Source organism: Leucobacter sp. UCMA 4100, from assembly GCF_027853335.1.
GTDB lineage: Bacteria > Actinomycetota > Actinomycetes > Actinomycetales > Microbacteriaceae > Leucobacter_A.
Map to the genome: position 1 here is coordinate 2061125 of NZ_JAFEUS010000002.1, position 20345 is coordinate 2081469.

Consider the following 20345-nt stretch of genomic DNA (forward strand, 5'->3'; position numbering starts at 1 on the left):
ACTCGCTATCGCACCCGGGGCTATCCCCGGGTGCGATACTGGGTGGGTGCAACATCCGTTTCTTCATCCCCAAAAGGGGCCAAGGGTTCTCGCCCACCAGGGGTTTGTTTCAACCCAGGCTGCTGCCGAGGGCATCGTCGAGAACACGGCTGCTGCCTTCGACGCCGCGATCAAGCTTGGCGTCACGACGATCGAGAGTGATTGCCACGTCAGCAAAGACGGCCACGTCGTGCTGATCCACGATGCTGATCTGAAGCAGGTGCTGGGTGATCCCACGCGCGTCGATGCCGTAACGAAGGCAGAACTCGAAGCGAGGTTTGCCGATCGCGGGGGCATCGTCACGCTCGCTGAGGCTCTCGAACGGTTTCCCGAGGCCCGCTTCAACATCGATGTCAAAGTGTTTGACGCGGCAGAGGGCGCGGGGCGCGCTGCGGCTCCTCACCCAGACCGTGTGCTGCTCACGAGCTTCTCACAGAAGAACCGGCTCGCGAGTCTCGAGGCGGCTCGTCGTGCTGGGGCTCGAATGCGTCCTGCGACTTCTCCTGGAAGCCAGATCATCCTGCAGCTTCTCGGGGCGTTGGCGCTTCGTTCGCGCACGCTCACGGGACGTGCGCTTCGAGGGCTTGATGCTCTGCAGATTCCCGAGCGGCAGGGCCCATTCCGTGTACTCACGCCGCGACTGCTGCGGGCCGCACACGACCACGGGGTAGAGGTGCACGTGTGGACCGTGAACGACGAACATCGCATGCGCGAACTCGTGGCCTTAGGCGTCGACGGCCTTGTCACTGACCGTAGCGACCTCGCGATCAAGGCCTTCCCTGGACGTGGCTAGACTGGATATGGCGACATCGCCACTGTCATAACCGTTCAAGGGAGATCACCGTGCGAGTGTTGAGCGACAACCAGTGTGAGGCCGCCTCGGCGCACGGGGTGCCGCGCCATGAAGAGGTGCGTGAAGGGCTCTGGGCGGTCGCTGTTCCGATGCCCGGCTCGTTTCTCTCGTACACGCTGAGCATGGTGATGCTGCACGCTGACGGGCAGGTGTACGTGATCGACCCAGGCAGCGAGGGCGAAGCAACGGTCGAGATCTTTCGTGATTTTCTTGCTTCGCAGGGTCGTTCGCTTGCCGATATCGCGACGATCGTCGTCACCCACTCGCACCCCGATCATCTCGGCAGCGCAGCGAGGCTCCGGGAGTTGAGCGGGGCAACGGTGGTGATGCACGCGCGTGAGCAAGAAGAGGTTGAGGGCTCGCAGTCCCGGCTCATTGCGCAGCTGCGTGAGCAGGTTGCCGCGTGGGGCATGCCCGACGCTGAGATGCGCGCCCTGCTCGACATGATGGATCGCGCCGATTACGGCGAGCACCCTGATATTCGCGCCGACGTTCTCGTGCAGGACGGTGACGAGATCGCCGAGACGGGTTGGCGCGTGGTCGCAACACCCGGCCACACTGCCGGTCACATGTGCCTCGTTGACGACATGCAAAAACTCTTATTCTCTGGCGACCATGTTTTGCCCACCGTGAATCCTGGGATCGGCCTGAGTGGCAGCCGCGATAACGAGAACGCGGTCGTCGACTTCTTAGCATCGCTTGAACGGCTTGAACCCTTTGACGACTACGAGGTGTGCCCCGGCCACGGGTATCGTTTTCACGGGCTCAAAGAACGGCGGCTCGAACAGGCAGCGCACGTGCACAAACGGGCTCACGAGGTCGAGACGATTCTCGCTCGTAACCCTGACCTCAGTGTGTGGGGCATCGCCGAGCAGCTCACCTGGAGTGCCGGGTGGCAGACCTTGCTGAAGAGCACGCTGCTCGCCTCTGGCCTTGCCCAGACGAGCATGTACCGCGACGCAGTGCGGGCGGGCATTACGAGTCGTATGCCTGCGCCCGCACCCGTCAAAAGCCGCTAGGCGCTTGCCGTTTCGACTGCGACCTCATCGGGCTTGCGAATAAAGCATGCACCGACGATGAGCGGTATCGCGACAATTGCCGCGATCAGGAACGCACGCTGCGTACCCTCGGCGGTGATTGCCTCGGGGCCGCCGCCCGTCGACGATGAGACCGACGACATGATGGTGATGAGCAACGCAACGCCCGCAGCACCGGCGACCTGCTGAACAGTGCCAAGCACCGCACTACCGTGCGAGTAGAGGTGTGGCCTGAGCGATGCGAGCGCGGCCGTCGACAGTGGGGTGAACGAAGCCGCGAGAGCGAGCGAGAGCACCGTCTGTGACACGATGAGCAGCCAGATCTCGGTGGTCTCAGAAATTGTGGTGTAGAACCAGAGCACCGCGGTGGCCGCGATCGCGCCCGGCACGAGCAGCACGCGGGTGCCGAAACGGTCATAGACTCGGCCGATGAATGGGCCTGCGAAGCCCATCGCGAGCGAACCGGGCAGGAGGATCATGCCCGAGTCGAGTGCTGAGAGCCCGTGAATGCGCTGCAGATAGAGCGGCAGCACCGTGATCGCGCCAAAGAAGGCAAACGAGAGTACGCCGAACTGAGAAACCGAGAGCGTGAAGTTCAGCGACGAGAAGACCCTGAGGTCAAGCATCGCGGCGTCATCGCGCTGCAAGGTGAGCTGGCGCCAAATGAAGAGCGCGATGCCCACTGCTCCCACCCCGAGTGGAACCCAGAGGGCGAGTGCTCCGGAGCCGGCCGTGCTCTGCCCGATTTGGCTGAGCCCGTAGACGATACCGCCAAAGCCGAACGCCGAGAGAATGACCGAGAGGAGGTCGAAGGGCGTGCGTGCGTGCTCGCCGACAGACGGAACGAGTTTGGTGCCGATGATGAGGGCGATGAGCGCGATAGGGAAGACGATGCCGAACACCCAGCGCCAACCGAGCGTGTCGAGAATGAGACCAGAGAGCACCGGGCCGATCGCGGGGGCGAAAGCCATGACGAGGCTCACCCGACCCATCATGCGACCGCGTGATGCTGGCGGTACGACCGTCATGATGGTCGTCATGAGTAGCGGGAACATGATGGCCGTGCCCGAGGCCTGAACAACGCGGGCCGCCACGAGCACTGTGAGGTTCGGCGCGATCACCGCGATGAGGGTACCCGCGGTGAAGAGCGCCATGGCGGCGGTGAACATCGTGCGGGTCGAGAAGCGCTGCAGCAGGTAGCCCGAGGTCGGGATCACGATCGCCATTGTGAGCATGAACGCGGTTGTGAGCCACTGTGCGCCGACGGCGGTCGTGCCGAGGTCGGTGATGAGGTGGGGAATCGCGACACCCATGGTCGTCTCGTTGAGAATCGCGATGAAGGTTGCACTGAGCATCACCCAGATCGCTCTCGACTGGAGCGGGGTGATTTCAGCGGGCTGAGAAGGCGGTACGGCGGGATTGTGCTGTTCAGCAGACATGAGTATTCCTCAAGAAATCAGTCATTGGGCATGAAGGGAAGAAGGCAAAAGTGCCAGAACACCGAAAGGAGAATGTGCGAGGCATGCAACGTGCCGGTCGCAGAAAGTTCGGTGGGTGCGTGTTACGCGAGAACGATGGCGTTTGCGCGCTCGCCTGAAGGCATAAGCACGCATACAGAAATCTTCATGCGAAAAGTATACACACGAATGTGCTTAGTGGTGGTGTTGAGCGAGAACTCGTTCAATGACGAGGGCAACGCCGTCTTCAGCATTGCTCGCCGTCACCTCGTCGGCGACCTGCATGACCGATTCGAGTGCGTTTGCCACGGCAACCCCGTGGCCGGCCCACTCGATCATATCGATGTCGTTCCGGGCATCGCCAAATGCGATGACCTCGCTCTGGGCGACACCGAGGTGCCCGCAGAGCTCCTCGAGCCCCGAGGCTTTGGTGACGTTCTCGGCCATGATCTCGACGAAGGGGGCGCCCGAGAGCGTCACTTCAAAGCCAGGCAGGCCGAGCCCTGAGAGTTCGTGGGCGATATCGTGCGGCGCAATTTCGGGGTGGCGAACGACGAGCTTCAAGCTCGGGTGCTCGATGACGGCCTCGAGCGGTGCACCGCCCATGTGCCGGGGGTCGCGCTTATGGTCGATGAAGGCCGCAAGGTGGGCGTAGCCCTCTTCGGCGACAAAGCCCTCTCCGCCGTCATACACGCTCGCGTACTTGAGCCCTGGAATGCGCTCATTGAGTCGCGTGGTGATGAGCTCAAGGGTGTGTGGCGGTGTTTCGTTCGTGAAGAGGAGCTCGCTCGTTTCAAGGTGAATACCGAAGGCACCATTTGAACACAGCGCCCACTCGGTGAAGCCCGCGTTCTCGGCGATCTGGCGGAGCCCTACGGGCTGCCTTGCGGTCACGGGAACCACGTGAATGCCGGCTGATCTGGCAGCATCGAGCGCGTTTCTGGTGCGCTCGCTCACGAGGCCTTCTGGGTCGAGCAGCGTGTGGTCGAGGTCAGTCGCGATAAGTTTTGGAAGGGTGTTCATGGGTTACGCTGACCGCCTGTCTCGAACGGGGTGGGCGCTCATGATTGAGACGCGGTTGAACGTGTTGATGGCTACTGCGATCCACTCTGCAGCGGCGAAGGTCTCGTCGCCGAGTACGGCACGGGCGTCTTCGAGATCGGCAACGGCGTGGTCATCGAGCGGTGTGAGCGTCGTTGCTTCTGCGATGAGCAACATCGCGATTTCGCGCTCTGAGAACAGCTCGGTGTCACGCCAAATGGGAAGCATGTCGAGCTGCTGCTCGGTTACCCCTGCGCTGCGTGCCTGTCTCGTGTGTAGGTCAAGGCAGAACGCGCAGCCGTTGAGCTGTGATGCTCGCACCTTGATGAGCTCGCCCTCGCGTGCCGTGATGCCGCGAGCTTCAGCCTCGGCCGCAACCGTGGTGCTGAACGCCTGAGCTGCTTTCCATACCTCTGGGGCCGTCTTATCAAGATATGGGCGCATCTCTCGTTCTCCTCGCTTCACTATCTCGCATCGTGCACAGTCTGCAACCAGCCTAGCCCCGAAACTATTCCTTAGCCCGCAGAGAGGCTTGGGCTCGCACCCGAAGCAATATCAGTGCACACTTGAATCACACGAATGTCGTGCTCAACGAACGGAGTGACCCGCAATGACCGAACTCTCGACCGTGCCCGCCGAGGGCCCCGTAACCGTGCCGACCGCCGATATCGCGCTCGTGTGGAACCCCTCGAAGACGAGCGAAAAGACGCTTCGTAATGCCCTTTCTGGCGTTGCGGCGAAGCGTCAGAGGGCTACCGGCATTGCCGACGACTGGGTGGGCCAGGTTCGCTGGTACGAGACGAGCCGCGACGATCCGGGGGCTGCCGCCACTCGTGAGGCGCTTAGTGATGGGGCGAGGCTCGTGCTCGCTGCGGGCGGCGATGGAACCATTCGCGCCGTCGCTGAGGCGCTCGCAGAGCACGCTTCCGAGGCGGATCCCGGTGCGGCACTTTCTTCTGGCACCGAGACCATTCCCGCTGGTCACGCCGATCTCGGCATCCTGCCGCTCGGCACGGGAAATTTGCTCGCGCGCAATCTCGGTATCGCGATCCACAGCCTGCAAGACGCGCTCGACACCGCGGTGTTTGGCGAGGCGCTTCCCATCGATATCGGCTGGGCGGCGTTTGAAACCGCTGAGGGTGCAGCCGAGCGGCACGCCTTCGCGGTTATGGCCGGTTTCGGTATCGACGCGCACATGATTACCGAGACGAAAGATGACCTCAAGAGCCAGGTGGGCTGGGCTGCATACGTCGAGTCGCTTGGGCGGGCGATCTCAGCGAGCCAGGTGATCAAGGTTCGGGTAAGCATCGACGACGAAGCGCCCGAAACCATTGACGCCCACACCATGATCGTGGGCAACTGCGGCAGCATTCAAGCGGGCATGAATCTCTTGCCAGGGGCAAGCCCGAGTGACGGCCAGCTCGACATGCTCGTCTTGAGCGCTGCGGGGCTCGGCGGCTGGCTCGACACGATGCACAACATGGCCTGGCAGAACGGTCTCAAGCGCCGCATCGCGCAGAGCGACGAGACGACGAGCAGCGGCAGCGTGACCCGCGGCAGGGGGCAGCAGATTCGGTTCGAGCTCGACGAGCCGAGGGTGTTCGAGGTCGACGGTGACGCGCTCGATGAGGTCGTCGCGGCGACGTTGACGGTGCAGGAAGCCGCGCTCCGCGTACGCGGCGGGCGCTTGAGCGTCGAATAAATCGGTGCTGTGTCGGTGCCAGCCGGTACGATGAAAGAACCGCACACAATGGCGGGTTTTGAGAGGTAGAGGGGTACGTTTTTGGAAGCAAACACTCGTGTGGCGATTGTTGGGTATGGCAACCTCGGTAAGGGCGTCGAGACCGCGCTCGGGCTCGCGCCCGATCTCGAACTCGTCGGCGTCTTTTCGCGCCGCGACCCTTTGAGTGTTGCAACGCTCGGGGCCCCCGTGTTTGCGCTCTCTGAGCTCGACGAGTCGCGCGATGACATCGACGTACTCATTCTGTGCGGCGGGTCGAAGTCAGACCTCCCCGTGCAAACGCCGGAGCTTGCCTCACGGTTCACGCTCGTCGACAGCTTTGATACGCACGCCAAGATTCCCGAGCACTTCGCCGCGGTTGACCAGGCGGCAAGAGCGGCTGGCACGACCGCCGTCATCTCGTCTGGGTGGGACCCGGGGCTCTTCTCGCTGCAGCGCATGTTCGGCGAGGCCATCTTGCCCGAGGGGCGCACCTACACTTTCTGGGGTCAGGGTCTCAGCCAGGGGCACTCAGACGCGCTGCGCCGTATTGACGGGGTTCGTCTTGCGGTGCAGTACACGATTCCCTCAGAAGAGGCTATCGAGCAGGTTCGTTCCGGTAGCCGGCCCGAGCTTACCGCGAGGCAGCAGCACGTGCGTGACTGCTACGTGGTGCTCGAAGAGGGGGCCGACGAGGCCGCAATTCGCGAGGCGATCGTGACCATGCCTGACTACTTCGAGCCGTACGACACCACCGTGCACGTGATCACCGAAGAGGTCTTTGAGCGCGACCACCAGGGCATGCCGCACGGCGGCTTTGTGATTCGCAGCGGTGAATCATCGCCCGGCATGCAGCAGACCATGGAATTTCAGCTGACGCTTGGCTCGAACCCTGAGTTCACGTCGAGCGTGCTCGTAGCCTATGCGAGGGCAGCCGCAAAACTCGCTCGCTCGGGTGATCACGGCGCCAAGACCGTGTACGACATCGCGCCAGGGCTCCTGTCGCCGAAGTCGCCAGCACAGCTGCGTGCCGAGCTCCTGTAGCGAGTCGGGGTAAAGCCACCGGTGCCGGTCCAGAAACGAGAAACGCACTCAGTGATATCTACAATGAGCGCGACTCTCAATTGGTACCCAGGTACAAACAGGGGATAATGAAGAGTAGTACGTCCGACAATGCTCGTCGGAGTGGAATCGAGGAGATACTGACATGGCTAATGGAGATTACACAGCGCCGGTAGCTGACTACGCCTTTCTCTTGAAAGAAGTTTTTGGTACCGATATCGTTGCTCGCTCAACCGAGGGCGCAATGACCGCTGACGACATGCTCGATGCGATTGAAGCTGGCGGTGAGATGGCGAGCGAGGTCTTCGCTCCACTCGACCGTAACGGCGACGTGCAGGGCGCGAAGCTCGTCGACGGCAACGTTCAGACCCCTGATGGGTTCAAAGAGGCCTACGCAACCTACGTTGAAGCAGGCTGGGTAAGCGCGGGCTCGCCAGAGTCGGCAGGTGGCGACGGGCTTCCCTCGTCGGTACAGGGCGCGCTCAGCGAGTTCTGGTCGGCCGCGAACTCGGCGTTCTCGCTCGCAGCGGGCCTCAGCGCGGGTGCGATCAACTCGATCAACACCTACGGTTCGCAGGAGATCAAAGACACCTACCTGCCCAAGCTCGTCTCAGGCGAGTGGACCGGCACGATGAACCTCACCGAGCCTCAGGCCGGCACCGACCTTGGCGCCATCACGACCATCGCTCGCGACAACGGCGACGGTAGCTACTCGATCTCAGGGCAGAAGATCTTCATCACGTGGGGTGACCACGACGTTGCAGAGAACATCATTCACCTCGTGCTCGCACGCACCGAGGGTGCGCCAGAGGGCCACCGTGGCCTGTCGCTCTTCGTCGCGCCGAAGTTCCTGCTGAACGCCGACGGTACTCCCGGTGAGCGCAACAACATCGTGACCGTCTCACTCGAAGACAAGCTCGGCATTCACGGCAGCCCCACTGCGCAGCTGCAGTACGAGAACGCGACCGGCTACCTCGTCGGCGAGCTGCACCAGGGCCTGCAGGGCATGTTCGTCATGATGAACGACAGCCGCATCAACATTGGTATTCAGGGCCTCGGCATTGCCGACCGTGCCTACCAGCGTGCAGCTGAGTACGCTGCGTTCCGCGTGCAGGGTCCGGTTATCGGTCGTGACGCGGGTGCAACGATCGGCGAGCACCCTGACGTGCGTCGCCTGCTGCTCTCGATGTCGAGCTCGATTCACGCCATGCGCGCCTTCAGCGTGCTCGTCGGCGACATGCGCGACCGCGCTGCCGAGGGCGACAACCAGGCCATCATGGAATTCTTCGTGCCGCTCCTGAAGTCATGGGCCACCGAAGAGTCGGTACGCATCGCCTCAGACGCGATTCAGGTGCACGGCGGCATGGGCTTTATCGAAGAGACCGGCGCCGCTCAGCACTACCGCGACGCACGCATCACCCCGATCTACGAGGGTACGACCGCGATTCAGTCGAACGACCTCGTTGGCCGCAAGATTCTGCGCGATAACGGCAAGACGCTGCAGCAGGTACTCGGCATGGTGCAGGAGCAGGTCACCGCGCTCCAGGGCATCGACAACCCGGTTGCACAGCGCACCGCTGAGCGCCTCGGTCGCGCACTCGGAAGCGCGGTTGCTGCGAGCCAGGCGCTCGCCGGCTTCGCGCAGAACCCCCGCGACGCGTTTGCCGTCTCGGTCCCACTGCAGCGCCTGCTGAGCCTCGTGATGGGTGGGTGGATGCACGCCCTCATCATTCAGGCAACGCTTGCTCACGAAACGCTCACCGAGCTTGACGAGCAACGTCTGCTTGAGGCCGACTTCTTTGGCGCACACCACCTCTCAGAGGTGCACTCGCTTCGCGAGATCGTCGAAAACGGTGAAATCGTCTAACGACGGTTCAAGTCGACACCGCGACAACGCGAAGGCCCGGTCTCTTCAGTGAGGCCGGGCCTTCGTGCTGTCTTGCGGCCAGCGGGCGTCGATTCCGAGAAGCCTTGTAGGTTTCGTTCACGAGCAAGCGATTTTTCAGTATAAAAAAGATAACCTTAACGCTATGCACATGAATGAGACCCGGTCATGGAACCGGTTTTACGCTCCCGGCACCCCGATTGACATTGAACCCGTGACGGGATCGCTCATTGACCTTCTCGACGAGCGCTGCACTGAGTGGGCAGATCAAGACGCCGTGAGCTTCTTTGGTCGCACGACCACGTACCGTGAGCTTTCTGACCAGGTGCTTCGTGTTGCGCAGGGGCTCGCAAACCTCGGGGTGAAAGCGGGCGACCGCGTGGCGCTCATCATGCCGAATGCTCCGCAGCACATCGTGGCCTTCTATGCGGTGCTGCGCCTCGGCGCGACGGTGGTCGAGCACAACCCGCTCTACACGAAAGAAGAACTTCACACGCAGTTCAGCGATCACGGCGCGCAGATCGTCATCGCCTGGAGCAACGTTGTTGAGACGGTTCAGTCGTTGCCCGCAAGCCTCGGTATTCACACGATCGTTTCGGTTGATATCACTCGGTCCATGCCGCTCGGCATGCGCGTTGCGCTGAAGCTTCCGGTGCAAAAGGCACGTGAGGGTCGGGCGAAGCTCTGGGCTGCGACGACCGGCACGGTTCCGTTCGCAAAGCTCGAGCGGGAGTCACCGCTGCCGAAGGATCACCCGCGGCCGAAGCGTGACGACATTGCCTGCCTGCAGTACACCTCGGGCACGACCGGGGCCCCGAAGGGTGCCATGATTTCGCACGGTAACCTCTGGGCTGTTGCTCGCATGGGGGCTGCGTGGATGCCCGATTTTGAGCACGGCAAGGGCAGCATCTACGGGGTGCTGCCGATGTTCCACTCATTTGGTCTCTTGCTCTCGGTCATTTATGCCGTTGAGACGGGCTCGCGAGCCGTGCTCTTCCCAACCTTTGATGCCGCTCTCGTGGCAAAGGCTGCCGAGAAGTTCCCGCCGACCTTTATTCCCGCGGTGCCGCCCATGTTTGATGCGATCGCGCGGGTTTCGCGTGACGGACAGCTTGACCTGAGCCAGGTCGTTTACTCAATTTCGGGTGCGATGACGCTCACCCCGGCGATCGTGAAGCGCTGGGAAGATACTGCGGGCAGCATGCTGAACGAGGGCTATGGCCTGACTGAGACGAGCCCGATCGCGCTCGCCAACCCCTTTAGCGATGAGCGTCGCATCGGAGCCATCGGGCTGCCGTTCCCCTCGACCGACATTCGCGTCGTGAACCCTGACGCCCCACACGAAGAGGTTGAGCTGGGGCAGGTGGGTGAGCTGCTCATCAGTGGCCCGCAGGTGTTCCAGGGGTATTGGAACCGGCCAGAAGATACGCGTGACGCGCTCGTCGATGGTCGCTGGCTGCGCACGGGCGACCTCGTTGTGCAGGATGACGACGGCTTCGTTACGGTGGTTGACCGGAAGAAGGAGCTCATTATTACGGGCGGGTTTAATGTTGCCCCGACCGAGGTTGAGCGGGTTATCGGCACGGTCGAGGGCGTTGCCGAGGTCGCGGTTGTTGGCGTTCCTCGCGGAAGCGGGGCAGAGGTGGTCACCGCCGTTGTGGTTCCCGAGCCTGGCGTCACGTTTGACGAGCAGCGCGCGAGGGCCGTTGCTCGCGAGCAACTTGCTGAATATAAACGCCCCACGAGCTACTTTGTGTGGGAGGAGCTACCGAAGTCGCTCATCGGCAAGATTCTGCGCCGCCAGGTTCGTGACACGCTCCTTGTTGATCGCAAAGCCGTTCGCGCGCTGCCGGCGGGCGACGAGTAGGGCTTTTGCGCGATCCGCAATATAGCAACTCGTTATATGAGTCATTATGTTACGTGATGATTTGCGGATCGATTCTGCCCCCGCTTACGCTGTGACCGTCACCATGATCACAGCGTGAGAGGAATCCCGTGTCGCAATCATCAAGTCAACTGCAAGCCCTGCTTGACCCTGAGGTGAGCGTCACCTCGTTTCCCGTGAGAGCTGAGGCGGTGAAGTACACGAGAGGGGCATATCACGCGCTCTTTGCAGAGCCACAGGTGCTCGAGGGTCGGGTGCTGCACGGCATCGCGGCACGTGTGGCCGAGTTGCAAGGGTCTGCCGAGCTCGCCAGGCACCACAGGGCGGCGTCGGGAACTTCGGAGACCTCGCTCGCGGCAGAAAACGGGCGCGAGAGGGCGCTTCTCGCTCACGCCGAGCACATTACGGTCTCACCGGCGCTCGTGTCCAAGGATGATCAACTCGCGCTCGAGATTGCCGGGGTGAGCGCTGACGAGATCGTGCTGGTGAGCCAGGTGGTCGCGTTCACGAGCTTCCTCTTGCGTGCGCTGTACGCTCTGGAGCTGCTCGCGGGGCCAGTGCCGGAGGTGCTCCCGGCACCGCGGCATGATTCGCCAACGGCCCCGAGCGATGGTCGGCGCGAGGGTCGCACGTCGCGGGGAAGCCTCGTGCCTGAAGCGTTCACGCGCGAGGTGCTCGCGTGGGAGCCGTGGGTTCCGGCGGTCGCTGAGGCCGAGCTGACACCCGTGCAGATCGACTCGTTTGCGACGAAGTCGAGCACGAACTCAGAATACTTTCGATTGCTCGCGAGGGTTCCCGCGGTGCTGCGCGCCCGAAGCGCCCTCGACGACGCGGTCTTCTTGGGGGCGAAAGGCATCGCTCGCGGTGAGCGTGAGCTCGCGGCCACCGTCGCAAGTCGCGTGAACGATTGCGTGTATTGCGCCTCGGTGCACTCGCGCAAAGCGGCGTTTCAAACGAAGCGGGAAGCCGACGTCGATCGTTTGCTTGCGGTGCCGCTTGAGCGCGACGGCGCCTGGGTTGCGAAAGACGTCACGGTGCTCGCCGAGGGGCAGGATCCCCGGTGGCGCGCAATCGTGCTGTTTTCAGCGAGGCTCTCCGAGCTCACACCGAGTGCTTCGCCAGAGGAGGTCGAAGCGTTGCGGGAGCAAGCGATTGATGAGTCGTCAATTGCCGACATCGCCTTCGCGACGGCGTTCTTCGCGTGGGCCAACCGGCTGATGCTGACGCTCGGTGAGGCTGCGGTGCCCGACACAGCCGCCTAGCGTGAGCGGTAGGCCCGCATGAGGAGGCACGCGCCGCCTCACATCGCCCGGTGTTATAACCGGGCGATTTCTTGTCTCGGCCGAAGCGTGACATCGGTGAGATGCACGTCGGCTGGTGCATCGACCACGAAGCGAACGGTTGCGGCGACGGAACGCGGCTGGATATAGCGTTCTGGGGTGTGCTGCTGACTCGGTATTGAGCGCTTGAGCATTGCCGTGTTCGTTTGTCCTGGCGCGAGCGTTGTGACTCTCACTCGGCGGGGCTCTTCGTCGATGCGCAGTACGTCAGCGAGCGCTTTGAGAGCGTGCTTCGTGGCGCTATACACGGCGCTTCCCGGGACCGGCCGAGTCGAAGCGCCTGAACCGATGAATATGACGGTGCCCTCGGTCTCACGCAGTAGCGGCAGCGCTTGGCGAGTGATTCGGGCGGGGGCGAGCACGTTCGTTTCGAACTGTTCTTGCCAGACTGCGTCGGGTGCCTCGGCAACCGAGTGGTGCCCGCCGAGGGCGGCCGCGTGCACGAGCACGTCGAGCCTCTCGAGTGCGGCAACGCTCGCGCCGAGGGCTTCGGCGTCGCTCGTCAGGTCGAACTGCCAAGGCGTCGCTCCGGTTTCAGCGGTGATCGCCGCGAGGCGGGCCTCGTCGCGCCCGACGGCGATCACTTGATGGGTGGCGCTGAGCTCACGTGCGACCTCGCGGCCCATTCCGCTCGTCGCTCCGGTCACGAGTGCGACCGGCTTATGGGGTGACGGGTGTGCTGACACGAAGGTCTCCTTCTTGACGCTCTTCGAGGGCCGCAAACGCGGTGCGAAGCGCGCTCGCAGCCACGCGGTCGGTCTCTCGAAGCATGGGTGGGTTGGTGCCCGGCATGGGGCTGATGACGGTTCCGTGCAACTGGTCGTCGACGGGTATGCCCGCGACGTGAATGGACGGGTCTTCGGTTCCATATGCGCCGATGAGCTTGCCGTTTGCGGGGTTGATCTCGAACGAGCGTGTTGGCCGGCGCGCGCCGCCGCGGCTTCGCACGGTGAACCCTCGCGCGTTGCCGCCGGCGACGAGATCGCGGGTGAGGGCGTCAGCGCTCTGGGCGAGATCGTGCGACTTCATCCACGCCTCGACAAGACTCGTTGCGGTGACGCGTGAGCCCGCAACGTTTGGTGACTCGGCAACGAAACTATCGTCGGTAACGTGCACGCTTGCATTGGGGCCGATGAAGTTCACGAGCCCTGCCTCGGCGAGGGCGAGCAGTTGCTGCACGCGAAACGCAGGTGGGCCAGAGCCGACCATACCGCCGAGCGAGCTGAGCAGTCGAAACCCCGTTGCCCGAGACTCGGCATCGAAGCCGCCGAGCGTGCCAACCTGGTTCGCGACGCCCCTGGCACCGCTGATCGACCAAAGACCCGCCTTCGTTGGGCTGGCAGCGCCGAGTACCGCGTCTCGCAGATCCTGTGCCGTTCGTTCGAGCGTGTGCCGCTGGTAGGCCTCTGGCGAGCCGAAGGTGAGGTCGCCGAGCCGCATCTCAGTCATGAGGTCGAAGCGATCGCCGGGGCGAGCAATGAGTCGGGCGACTGCCTCGCCGATGAGGGCGACGGGTGCTTCGAGGTCATCGCTCTCCCGTGCGAGCGCTTCGTCGAGCGCCTGCTCGACCGTGCTCGTGAGCTGCTCTTCGCTCGCGAGCACAGCCCCCCGTGAAGCCTGTGAGAGCGTGAGAGCATGGTCGAGAAAAGCGTCAGCGACAACGCGTGGCCAGAACGTCGCATTGAAGTTGATGGGGCGTGGCACCCGCGACCAGTCGACCGAACGCACAAACCGTTGGTTGGGCGACGGGGGAAGTGCGTGGTACAGCGACTTGGCGCGAAAAGGAGCGCCGCGGCGAGACGTGGCGTGCATGACTGGCTCGGCCCCTGACGCGTGGTAGCGAAGGCCCGAGGCGCTGTCGGCGCTCGGGGTAAAGTGGCCCCCTCGGCCAATCGTGAGCAGTGAGACGGTGTCGAAGAAACTCATGCCGAGGCCCCGAATGATGCTTGCGCTGCCGGGTTCGATCTGGCTGAGATCTTGCTCAATGGGGCTGCCGGGTTTCACCCAGGTGAGCCCGGGGCGGCTTTGTACTCTGCGTTCGAAAGCCTGCTCCTCGGGTGAGTCGGCCGCGGGCAGCCACCCGGTCGCGAGAATCACGGCATCGGCGGCGACGCTCGTTCCGTCGCTGAGGGAGATGAGCGTGCGGTTGCTTGGCAGTTGCGCTTTGAGGTGCGCTACCGAGATGGCGCGCGCCGTGTGGTGATGCACCGTCGCGTAGGGCTTTACGAGAGACTCGGCACGGCTGAAGGCCCACCCGAGATACTCGCCGTAGAGTGCCCTGCTCGGGTGCGACTCGGGTTTGAGTGCGGCGAGCTCTTCGCGGTATACCTCGGCGAGCGTCGCTGGTGGCCGAAAGTGCCTGAACGTTTCGACGTGTGCCGCGGCGATGCCCGGCGTCTCTTCGTCGCGCAGGAGGGCGCACCACTCATAGAGTGTGGGGCCCTCGACGACGGGGCCTGAGACGGTGCTTCCAGGTTCAGTAAACAGGGTTACCGCGTGGGCGAGCGTGTTCATGCACAGGTCGCGCGGCTGGTCGGTGCGCCAGATGCGGCCAGCTCCGCGAGGAGCGTCGTCGATGACGTGAATGTCGAGGGGTGGGGTGTGGGTGAGGGTGCCGAGATGGGCGCCAATGCGTTCGAGCAGAGAGGCGCCGCGAGGGCCTGCCCCCACGAGGGCGATGGTTGCTCTTGGTGTTGTGTGCATGCCTGTTAGGTATAGGTGATGTTCGCTTCGAAGTGGTGCTGTGTGACTTTGTGTTACACGTTGACTTTAGATTAGCTTATGTGAGACATAATAATATCTTCTAGTTACGTTATGCGAATCTCGCCCGGGTGACAAGCCCGGGTGCCAACACCACCTTGAAGGAGCCACACATGAAACGCCGAAGAACAGCCTGGGTCTCAGCCATCGCGATCACTGCCATTGCGCTGACGGGCTGCTCGGCACAGGGAAACTCCGACCAATCGGGGTCTGGAGCCAAGGGCGGGTCGAACACGCTCACCTACCTCGAGCCGCAAACCTGGACAACCCTGTACGCGCCATCGGGTGGCTTTTACCCGAACGGCGGCATCCTGAACCAGATCACCGATCGCCTGCTGTATCAAGATCCAGAGAGCCTCGAACTGAGCCCGTGGATCGCCGAGGAGCTTCCCGAGGTGAACGGTGACGCGACCGAGTACACCTTCACCATTCGCGAGGGTGTGACCTACTCAGACGGGTCACCCCTCGACGCTGAAAACGTCGTGAAGAACTTCGAGCTCTACGGCAAGGGCGATACCGACCGGGGCCTGCCCGTCTCAGAGGCCATCAACAATTACGACCGTGCAGAGGCGGTTGACGCGCGCACGGTGAAGTTCTTCTTCACCGCACCGTCACCGGGGTTTGCGCAGGCCGTTTCTACGATCAACTCAGGTCTCGTCTCGAACGATACGCTCGACCGAACGAGCGACGAGTTCGGGCCGGGCAACGCGGCAGAGATCATCGGGAGCGGCCCATTTGTGGTTGACAACGAGCAAATTGGGCAGCAGCTTAACCTCGTGACCCGCGACGATTACGACTGGGCGCCCGCAGCCAGAGCGCACCAGGGTGCTGCCGAGATTGATGGGGTGAACTTCATACTCGCTGCCGAATCGAGCGTTCGGGTGGGCACGGTTGTCGCCGGTCAGGCTGATATTGCGAGGCAAATTCCTGCCCCAGACGAAGTGCAGTTTGAAGCCCCGGGGCTCAGCATCGTGGCCGCGAGTACGAACGGCGTCAACAACGGCCTGAACTTCAGGTTTGGTCACCCCCTGCTCGAGGACATTCGGGTGCGGCAGGCCCTCATTCACGCGATTGATCGGGAGCAGATCGTTTCGACGCTCTTCTCCGGGAGCTACCCGCTTGCGACCGGAGTGCTCGCACAGAGCGCGTTAGGGTACGTTGACACCTCTGACTACTACGAATACGACGTGGCCAAAGCGCAAGCCCTGCTCGACGAGGCAGGCTGGGTCGTCGGCAGCGACGGCATTCGCGAGAAAGACGGAAAGAAACTCGAGCTCACCTTTAACGAAGCGCTCCCGCAGCCACGTTCGAAAGACGTGGTGACGCTCGTGCAAGACCAGCTTTCGGCCATTGGCGTGGGCGTAGACATCATCTCGGGCGACCAGGTCGCGCAGGACACTGCGAAACAAGACATCGACACAGTGCAGGTCTACCACTCGATGGTCGGTCGCGCAGACTTCGACGTGCTGAAGTCGCAGTACTACTCGACCAACCGAAACTCGTTGCTCAATCTCAATGGGGCCACCGGCGAACTCTACGATCCCGAGCTTGATGAACTGCTCGAACGTATTGCCTCGGTGAGTACCGTTGAGGAGCGGCAGGCCGCCTCGGCGGCTGCGCAACAGCACCTCGCCGAGCAGGCCTACGTGCTGCCGTTCTTCGAAGAGTCGCAGGTCTTTGGGCTCACCGACCGGGTGCAGGGCTTCACGACCGAGTCGATTGGTCGCCCCTCGTTCTACGATGTGAGCCTGAAGTAAATGACCCCGCGCACACTCCTTCGCCGCGTGCTCCAGGCCGTGGTGGTGCTTTGGCTCGCCTACACCGGGGCCTACATCTTGCTCGCCGCGTTGCCCGGTGACTCGATCATGGCCCGGTATGGCAGCCCAGAGCTTGGCCTCACCGAAGCGCAGCTCACCGAGATTCGAGCCTCGTATGGCGTCGACAGGCCCTTGATCGAGCGTTACCTCGAATCGATCGGTGCCTTCTTGACGGGCGACCTCGGGTACTCCGCGCAGAGCGGGGCCAAGGTCTCGCAACTGCTCGCCGAGGCGCTGCCTTCGAGCCTCGCGCTCGCCGGATTCGCGATCGTCGGGGCAGGGTTTCTTGGGGTCGTGATCGCGTTTACCGCGAGCTACGGTAAGGGTGCGTGGCTGCGTGGGCTCTTTCGCAACATTCCCCCGCTGTTCGTGTCGCTCCCGGTCTTTTGGGTGGGCATCGTGCTCATTCAACTGGTGTCGTTTCAAATGGGGCTCATCCCGGTGATCGGGGCGAGCGAGGCGCAGGCGCTCGTGCTGCCCGTGCTCACCCTCATGGTCCCGATCGCTGCCCCCATTGCCCAGGTGTTCTTGCGCAGCATTGACGAGGTGCGCGAGCAGCCCTTTATCGCGGTTGCGAAGGCGAGAGGGGCGAACACGAGCTGGCTTCTGTGGCGCAACGTCGCCCCGAACGCGCTCCTGCCCGTCATCACCATGTCGGGTCTGCTCTTCGGTGAGCTTATCGGCGGCGCGATTGTCACTGAAGCGGTGTTCGCGAGGCCGGGCATTGGCAGCCTCACCGCTCAAGCCGTGGCAAGTCGGGACACCCCAGTGCTCCTCGCGGTTGTGGTGATTGCGACGCTGCTCTTTGTCACGATCAACCTCATTGTTGACCTGCTGTACCCGGTACTCGACGCGAGGTTGAGGCAGCCCCGGCGGGGTCGTTCGGCAGCTCCTCTCGAATTGGAACAGGTGACGTCATGAGTGCGAACCCAACAACGCTTCAACCGGTGAAAGCTGAGGTGGGCGTTTCACGGAGCGCGTGGCGCTCACTGCTCACACCAGCGGTGCTCGTGCCCGGCTTCGTGCTGCTCATCGCTGTGGTCTGGGCCCTTGTGCCCTCTCTCTTCACGGGTTATGACCCGATCGAGGCGGTCTCACCTGCGCTCCAGCCGCCAAGCGCCGAGCACTGGTTTGGCACTGACGCGACGGGGCGTGACCTCTTCGCCAGGGTCGTGCACGGTGCCTCGCAGTCGCTTTCGGCGGCGCTCCTCGCGGTGCTTGTGGGGCTCGTATTCGGAACCCTGATCGGTGTCATCGCGGGTGCAGTCCAGGGCGTCGTCGAAGAGGTGCTCATGCGCTTTGTTGACGTGCTGCTCGCGATTCCAACCCTGCTGCTCTCGCTGAGCATTGTGATTCTGCTCGGCTTCGGCACGGCGAACGCGGCGATCGCTGTGGGCGTCACCTCGGTCGCGGTGTTTGCCCGGTTGAGTCGCTCGCAGGTCGTGAGCGTGCGCGCGAGCGAGTTCGTTGAGGCGGCCTATGGCTCCGGCGGCACCTTCGCGAGTGTGCTGTGGCGCCATATTTTGCCAAACTCGCTCACACCGGTGATCGCGCTTGCTGCGCTGCAATTCGGCAGCGCGATCTTGCAGATTTCAACGCTCGGGTTTCTTGGCTACGGCGCACCGCCGCCAACGCCAGAGTGGGGGCTGCTCATAGCCGAGGGGCGCAATTACATTGCGACGGCTTGGTGGCTCACCCTGCTGCCGGGCCTCGTTGTCGTGCTCATTGTGCTCTCGACGAACCGCCTAAGCCAGTTCATTACTGACCGTGAACGAAAGGGGGCAGCGGCATGACCGCCCCACAACAGCTTCTTCGTATTCGTGACCTTGAGGTCGAATACGAGACCTCACGCGGCCCGGCAAAAGCGGTTCGTGGCGTGAGTCTCGACGTGAAGCCCGGCGAGGTGACTGCGGTGGTCGGCGAGTCTGGCTCTGGCAAGACGACGATTGCGCAGTCGGCCATCGGGTTGCTCGCGGCCAATGGCCGGGTGACGAAGGGCAGTGTCGTGCTCGACGAACGAAAGCTCGGTTCGACCGAACTTCTCGGGCTTACTGAGCGGCGCTGGCAAGACCTGCGTGGTCGCTGCATTGGCCTCGTGCCGCAGGATCCGAGCAACTCGCTCAACCCGGTGCAAACGATCGGCAAGAGCATCAGCGAGTCGTTGCGCATTCACGGACAGGCGAGCAAGGCCGAGGTGGCAGAACGGGTGCATGCCCTGCTCGAGAGGGTGGGCATCGATCAGCCCCTGCGGCGAGCAAAGCAGCACCCTCACGAGCTCTCTGGCGGCATGCGTCAGCGGGTACTCATCGCCGCGGCGATCGCCAACGATCCCGAACTCATCATCGCCGACGAGCCGACCTCTGCGCTCGACGTGACCGTGCAGCGCAGGGTGCTCGACTTGCTCGACGAGCTGCGTGAGAGCTCTGGCATGGGCATGCTCTTCATTACGCACGACCTCGCGGTTGCGGCGGATCGCGCCGATACCGTCGTGGTCATGCGAAACGGCGAGGTACAGGAGCAGCGCCCGAGCGCGCAGGTGCTCACGCGCCCCGCGGCCGCGTACACGAAGCAGCTCATGAGCGATGCGCCCTCGTTCGGTCGAGTGGTTGAGCGGGAGAGTGTGCGCACGGTAGCCGCCGATGAGACGCCCCTGCTCGAAGTGCGTGGGCTGAGGCAGGAGTTCGGGCGAGGGGCCGACGCGTTTGTCGCGGTGAACGACGTGTCGTTTACGGTGGCGCGGGGCACAACCCACGCGATTGTGGGTGAGTCGGGCTCTGGCAAAACGACGACGGGTCGCGCGATCGCGGGCTTTTCGGCGCCCACGGCTGGCAACATTACGGTCGCCGGCGTTGAGGTGACAACGCTCCGGGGCGCCGCGCTGCGTGAGTTTCGGCGCGAGACACAACTCGTCTACCAGAATCCCTACGGGTCGTTAAACCCGAGGCATTCGATCGGGCAGATACTCGCTGAGCCGCTGCGCAACTTTCGCATTGGGTCGCGTGGCGAACATGCGAGCAAGGTCGCCGAAGCGCTCGACCTGGTGGCGCTTCCAACGAGCTTTGCTCACCGGAAGCCACGCGAGCTCTCAGGAGGGCAACGACAACGGGTTGCGATCGCGAGGGCGCTCATCATTGAGCCAGAGCTCGTCGTGCTTGACGAAGCTGTTTCGGCGCTCGATGTGACCGTTCAAGCGCAGGTGTTGCGGTTGCTTGCGAGCCTGCAGGCTGAGCTCGGGCTCACCTACGTGTTCATCTCGCACGACCTCGCGGTGGTGCGACAAATCTCTGACACCGTCTCGGTGTTGCAGCACGGCGTTCAAGTCGAGCAGGGGGCCTCTGCCGAGGTGTTTGCCCACGCCAAGCACCCTTACACGCAGAGTCTCATCGACGCGATTCCGGGCACGAAGAGAGTCGCTGGGCACTGGGTGATTTAGCGTTTTTCGGGTGAGC

Annotated in this window: 16 protein-coding genes; 11 read left to right on the top strand and 5 right to left on the bottom strand. The window is 63.1% G+C overall.

The genetic code is table 11. The features are described from left to right. Positions 1 to 46 precede the first annotated feature (46 nt). Together JSO19_RS09630 and JSO19_RS09635 are read left to right on the top strand one after the other, a co-directional pair. A complete protein-coding gene (locus JSO19_RS09630) occupies positions 47 to 832 on the top strand; it encodes a glycerophosphodiester phosphodiesterase family protein (RefSeq protein WP_270911377.1) in 786 nt (261 codons plus the stop codon). A 50-nt stretch (positions 833 to 882) separates the two neighbouring features. After that, complete coding sequence (locus JSO19_RS09635) at positions 883 to 1911, top strand: MBL fold metallo-hydrolase (RefSeq protein WP_270911379.1); 1029 nt, start codon at positions 883 to 885, stop codon at positions 1909 to 1911. Here the strand turns inward: JSO19_RS09635 and JSO19_RS09640 are convergent. The 3 genes from JSO19_RS09640 to JSO19_RS09650 form a co-directional block, all read right to left on the bottom strand. Further along, positions 1908 to 3368, bottom strand: a complete 1461-nt coding sequence (locus tag JSO19_RS09640; RefSeq protein ID WP_270911380.1) for an MDR family MFS transporter — start codon at positions 3366 to 3368, stop codon at positions 1908 to 1910. The two genes, JSO19_RS09635 and JSO19_RS09640, sit on opposite strands and share 4 nt — an antisense overlap. Positions 3369 to 3581: 213 nt before the next feature. Beyond that, positions 3582 to 4409, bottom strand: coding sequence for a Cof-type HAD-IIB family hydrolase (locus tag JSO19_RS09645; protein ID WP_270911381.1), 828 nt, complete (start codon positions 4407 to 4409; stop codon positions 3582 to 3584). A 3-nt stretch (positions 4410 to 4412) separates the two neighbouring features. Next, positions 4413 to 4871 carry a carboxymuconolactone decarboxylase family protein gene (locus JSO19_RS09650; protein ID WP_270911383.1) on the bottom strand — a complete coding sequence of 153 codons (459 nt, stop codon included), beginning with the start codon at positions 4869 to 4871 and terminating at the stop codon, positions 4413 to 4415. A 166-nt stretch (positions 4872 to 5037) separates the two neighbouring features. Here JSO19_RS09650 and JSO19_RS09655 point away from each other — a divergent pair, with 166 nt between their 5' ends. From JSO19_RS09655 to JSO19_RS09675, 5 genes are all read left to right on the top strand, one after another. After that, positions 5038 to 6129 (top strand): diacylglycerol/lipid kinase family protein, encoded by a 1092-nt coding sequence (locus JSO19_RS09655; RefSeq protein ID WP_270911384.1) that lies wholly within the window; start codon positions 5038 to 5040, stop codon positions 6127 to 6129. 99 nt (positions 6130 to 6228) lie between these two features. Further along, entirely contained in the window at positions 6229 to 7191 is a 963-nt protein-coding gene (locus tag JSO19_RS09660; RefSeq protein WP_270911385.1) for a diaminopimelate dehydrogenase, read from the top strand. Between the two features lie 163 nt (positions 7192 to 7354). Further along, complete coding sequence (locus JSO19_RS09665; protein ID WP_270911387.1) at positions 7355 to 9076, top strand: acyl-CoA dehydrogenase; 1722 nt, start codon at positions 7355 to 7357, stop codon at positions 9074 to 9076. A 163-nt stretch (positions 9077 to 9239) separates the two neighbouring features. Next, positions 9240 to 10961, top strand: a complete 1722-nt coding sequence (locus JSO19_RS09670; protein WP_270911389.1) for an AMP-binding protein — start codon at positions 9240 to 9242, stop codon at positions 10959 to 10961. A 128-nt stretch (positions 10962 to 11089) separates the two neighbouring features. Next, positions 11090 to 12241, top strand: a complete 1152-nt coding sequence (locus JSO19_RS09675) for a peroxidase-related enzyme (protein ID WP_270911391.1) — start codon at positions 11090 to 11092, stop codon at positions 12239 to 12241. A 53-nt stretch (positions 12242 to 12294) separates the two neighbouring features. Here the strand turns inward: JSO19_RS09675 and JSO19_RS09680 are convergent, their stop codons facing one another. Together JSO19_RS09680 and JSO19_RS09685 are read right to left on the bottom strand one after the other, a co-directional pair. Beyond that, positions 12295 to 13005: an SDR family oxidoreductase gene (locus JSO19_RS09680; protein ID WP_270911392.1), complete on the bottom strand. Its 711-nt coding sequence runs from the start codon at positions 13003 to 13005 to the stop codon at positions 12295 to 12297. Beyond that, positions 12980 to 15022 carry an FAD/NAD(P)-binding protein gene (locus tag JSO19_RS09685; RefSeq protein ID WP_270911394.1) on the bottom strand — a complete coding sequence of 681 codons (2043 nt, stop codon included), beginning with the start codon at positions 15020 to 15022 and terminating at the stop codon, positions 12980 to 12982. Before JSO19_RS09685 ends, JSO19_RS09680 begins: the two co-directional genes overlap by 26 nt. Positions 15023 to 15192: 170 nt before the next feature. On the opposite strand from JSO19_RS09685, the gene JSO19_RS09690 reads away from it, so the two are divergent. From JSO19_RS09690 to JSO19_RS09705, 4 genes are read left to right on the top strand one after another with little or no spacing between them, the layout of a single operon-like run. After that, positions 15193 to 16836: a TIGR04028 family ABC transporter substrate-binding protein gene (locus JSO19_RS09690; RefSeq protein WP_270911396.1), complete on the top strand. Its 1644-nt coding sequence runs from the start codon at positions 15193 to 15195 to the stop codon at positions 16834 to 16836. Then, entirely contained in the window at positions 16837 to 17817 is a 981-nt protein-coding gene (locus JSO19_RS09695) for an ABC transporter permease (protein WP_270911397.1), read from the top strand. It begins immediately after the preceding gene. After that, positions 17814 to 18689: an ABC transporter permease gene (locus tag JSO19_RS09700; RefSeq protein WP_270911399.1), complete on the top strand. Its 876-nt coding sequence runs from the start codon at positions 17814 to 17816 to the stop codon at positions 18687 to 18689. Before JSO19_RS09695 ends, JSO19_RS09700 begins: the two co-directional genes overlap by 4 nt. After that, on the top strand, positions 18686 to 20329 hold the full coding sequence (locus JSO19_RS09705) for a dipeptide ABC transporter ATP-binding protein (protein ID WP_270911401.1): 1644 nt from the start codon (positions 18686 to 18688) through the stop codon (positions 20327 to 20329). The genes JSO19_RS09700 and JSO19_RS09705 overlap by 4 nt, the downstream gene beginning before the upstream one ends. The last annotated feature ends 16 nt before the right edge of the window (positions 20330 to 20345 follow it).